General features: G+C 69.2%; 3 protein-coding genes and 1 pseudogene. All 4 read right to left on the bottom strand.

Annotated elements, in window-relative coordinates; genetic code table 11:
* Positions 1–426, bottom strand: a pseudogene (locus VF794_RS20095) (hypothetical protein); the annotation flags it as partial.
* A 58-nt stretch (positions 427–484) separates the two neighbouring features.
* Positions 485–1048, bottom strand: a complete 564-nt coding sequence (locus tag VF794_RS20090; RefSeq protein WP_331112791.1) for an imm11 family protein — start codon at positions 1046–1048, stop codon at positions 485–487.
* 84 nt (positions 1049–1132) lie between these two features.
* Positions 1133–2935 carry a serine/threonine protein kinase gene (locus VF794_RS20085; RefSeq protein WP_331112789.1) on the bottom strand — a complete coding sequence of 601 codons (1803 nt, stop codon included), beginning with the start codon at positions 2933–2935 and terminating at the stop codon, positions 1133–1135.
* 11 nt (positions 2936–2946) lie between these two features.
* A partial coding sequence (locus VF794_RS20080) for a DUF2381 family protein (RefSeq protein WP_331112787.1) occupies positions 2947–3720 on the bottom strand: 774 nt, incomplete at its 5' end.

Below are 3720 nucleotides of genomic sequence, written 5' to 3'. Positions count from 1 at the left end.
TTTGAGAGCCAGGTAGAGGCGGCTCGTCTCCAGCGACCGGGGCAGGGGCAGTGGGGATTCGCCGAAGCGGGACAGGTACTCCTGCCTCAGGCGCAGCTCCCACTCCGCCGGCATTTCCGCTCCCGTGCCCGTCGAGGCCAGAATGAGTCGCAGCCGGGACTGCTCGCTCGGCGGCAGGGAGGCGTACAGGCTCGCCAGCATCGCCCGGGCCTCTTCGACTCGCAGCACCTCCAGGGCCGGGTTGGGCGCCACCGGCTCGAAGGACAGGCGCAGTACGCCCTCGGGCAACTCGCGCGTCCTCACCGTCTTCGGAGGTGGCCGATGGTGCTCGCCTGGAAGTACACCCTCCGGGCCGGTGGCGCACGAGGCGGGAACGAGGAACCACAGCGCCAGGGCCATGCGCAGCAGCAGGGAGGCGGTCTTCATTCCCCAGCAGCATGCACGACACCCGGTCCACTCCGCATCCGGGCAAACGTCCCGCCCGTCAGACCTCGGTGAAGCGCGTGCCGGTGAGGCCCTCGCGCTCCAGGGCCTCCTTGAGGTCCTCGGAGATGATGAGCCCCAGCGTCCAGCCCCAGGGACGGAAGATGCGCGCTCCCTCGACTTTCGCCGGGTCGATGCGCACGCCCGCGATGTAGCGATACTGGCCCACCTTCTCGGGTTGGCCATCCTCGGGCCTCCAGTACTGCACCTCCTCGCAGCGGGCGTCGTCGATGCAGCGCAGGATGCGCAGGGCATTGAGGACGAAATAGGGCCCGGTGTGGTTCTCCACCTGCACGGGGAGGAACTGCACCTCTTGGACACCCAGGCGCTCGAAGACTTGGACAAAGCGGCTGCTGACCACGGGGATGTTGAAGGCGGCCCAGCTGAAGTCCAACTCCATCCCGTCGGGTCTCACGGGGAACCGGATGAGGCCCTGGGGCTCAATCCATCGCCCCTCGTCGAATTGCCAGGGATTGATTTTCCGCCCGTGCTCATCCACCGGGCTCCTCAGGTGCCAGCGTCCAGGATGGTAACGGTCATCTCGTAGGTCGTAGTACCTGGACATGTCTTCCGCTCCAGCGTCAGTTCTGGGACTGGGACCTCCAGCCATGACGGGACGACTCACCCGAGGTCGCTCGGAGGTGGATGCTCAAGGCCAGCGCCAGACGGCGAACACCGGAAGTTCCCGCTTCAGTACAGCGGCTCCGGGTTTGGAGCCGGGCCACTTCTCCGCGAGCCCCTCCGGATGGCCCAGGACCATGCACACCGGCAACATGCGACCGTCCGGCAGCAGCGCCTGGGTGTAGCGCCCCAGGACGGCCTCATCACCGACCTGGTTCTGGAGGCCAAGCTCCGTCCAGAGCTGCCCGTACAGGAGGGTGCCGCCGGGCATCTGTGGTGGAGACCACTCGCGCTGTACCACGCGGCTGACGATGGGGCCGTCATGGTAGGTGCCCTCCTCGGTCGGCTCCCCGGGCTGGTGGATGTCCACGAGGGCCTGAATCCGCATGCCCTCGTTCAGTTTCAACACCTCGAACATGTTGCGCCGGGCCTCATCGGAGCAGGCCCCGGGTGCCGGCCGCACCTGGGCGGAGGGGCAGCCCATGCCGGTGGCGGTGCACAGCCACACGGCGAGCCACCTGAAGCTCGAATTGCCTCGGGTGGGGGCCGAGTCCTGGGACGTGGTGGAGGTGGGCACGGGCGCGCTTCCTTTCTCGATGGCGACGGACGCGGTGGGCTCCGACGGAGGGGGCGACCGGAGTGTGGATCGCACCAGCCATAGGGCAAGGAAGAGGACGGAGAGGAGAAGCACGCCCATCCCGGCGAGGTGCCACGTCCGCCACGTGCGGCGCTCCTGGGGCGGCGGCACCTCCTGGCGGGCCTCCTCCTTCCCCGGCCGGGCGTCTTCCGGAGGGGGCGCCTCTTCCGCCGTGGGTGCCGCCTCCTGCTGTCGGCGGGCCAGCCACGCCTCCTTCTCCTCGACCGTGGCCTCCACCGGGGCCTCCGTGGTGGACGCGAGGAGGGGCACCTTCCAGGCGGGGGAGGTGCGCTCCTTGCCCGCCGCCCACAGGGCCTGAAGCAGTGCCTGCGTGTCGGGGTAGCGCGCCCCGGGCTGCTTCTCCAGCAGCTTCATGGCGATGTCACCAAGGGAGCGCGGTGCCCGTGGGTTGACGAGGTGGGGCGCCATGGGCGGCACGGTGGCGATGGCCGTCGTCAGCGCCTTGTCCGATAGATGGGGGTCGAAGGGATGCCTGTCCGTGAGGCCCTGGTAGAGCAGGATGCCCAGGGCGTAGAGGTCCGCTGGCGCGCCGCCCTCGAAGGGGATGCCCTCCTTCCACACGTCGCTGCGGGTGTACTCGAGGAGCTCGGGCGGTAGCAGGTGGAACACGCCCGGTGGCACGCCCAGGGTTTGCGCGAAGGTGCCCGGCAAGCGCACGCTGCCGAAGTCGATGAGGAAGACGTGCTCGTCCTCCCGGCGGATGAGGAGGTTCTCGGCCTTCAAGTCGCGGTGATACGCGCCGCGCTCGTGCAACGCGCCCACGGTGCGCACCACCTCGGAGAAGACGTCCACCAGCCTCGCGGCGTTGGGATTCGTCGTCCAACGCCAGACGTGCCAGTCGTCCCCCTCCACCAGGTCGGTGACGATGAAGGGATAGCCGTTGCCGGGGTGGGGCCAGCAGTCCACCGCGTGCACGCGCACCAGGTTGGCGTGGGGCGAGTATGTGAGCATGGCCGCGGCCTCGCGTGCCATCCGCATGGCCGCTTCCTCCGCTCCCGGCTCCTCTTGCTCGGGGGACAGGGGCCGTAGCGCGACCTTCATCGAATAGAAGAGGCCCGCCCGCTCCACCTTGAAGACGCGGGCCGAGCCACCGAGGCCCAGCCTCTCCACCACCTGCCAGGGCCCCACCCAGTCGCCGGGCTGAAGGTGGTCCGGGTGAAGGACTTCCGTCATGGACTGGCCTCCTAGAGTTTGACGTCGTTGATGGGGAGGAGCCGCCCGCCCTCGGTGTCCACCAGCTCCAGTTGGAAGCTGCTCTCGTCGGAAGAGGGGGGCTCCACCAACACCGCCACCAGGGCGGACTCCCCCGCCTGGAGCCGCGGCTTCTCCATGTGCACCGAAAGCACCTTCACCGGGGTGCCCTTCGCGCTGGTGAGCCGGGCCGCACCGGGCATCCAAGCGGGCTGTCCCGGGAGGTTACGCACACGGATGGACACCATGGCCCAGAGCGTGGCCCGGTAGCCGATGCCCTCCCCGGGCTTGAGTCCACCCTGGTAACCCGGAGCGGTCTGGCCCCAGAACGGCATGGCCCGGATTTGATTCGCGTCCAGCAGCCCCGAGAACGCGAGGTGGGGGAGCCCACCGTGCGCGCACTGGGCCTTGAGCGCGGCGAGCTCGGCCTCCACCTGGGCCAGCCTCGCTTCCAACGCCTCGACGGTGCGCGGGCGGCGCACCACCTCCACCTCCTTGTCCACCAGCGTGGGGTGGGAGACGAGCGCGAGGGTGGCAGACGCCGGGGTGCCGCCGTCCTTGTAGCGCACCCGCACGAGGAGCCTCTCCTCGGGGTCCAGCTCGGCAGCGGGTTCGAGCGCGAGGGTGTACTCACCCGGGTCCACGAGCTTGAAGCGCGTCGCCCGCCCGTCCACCTCCAAGGAGGCCTTGTCGATGGGGACGTTGAAACGCAGGTAGGTGGTGACCTTGGCCGCCACCCGCACCTCGGGCACGGGCTCGTTGGGGCC

It is taken from the genome of Archangium sp., assembly GCF_036389735.1.
GTDB lineage: Bacteria > Myxococcota > Myxococcia > Myxococcales > Myxococcaceae > Archangium.
Note: the sequence above shows the minus strand (reverse complement) of the source record. Positions and strands in the feature narration are given on the sequence as shown.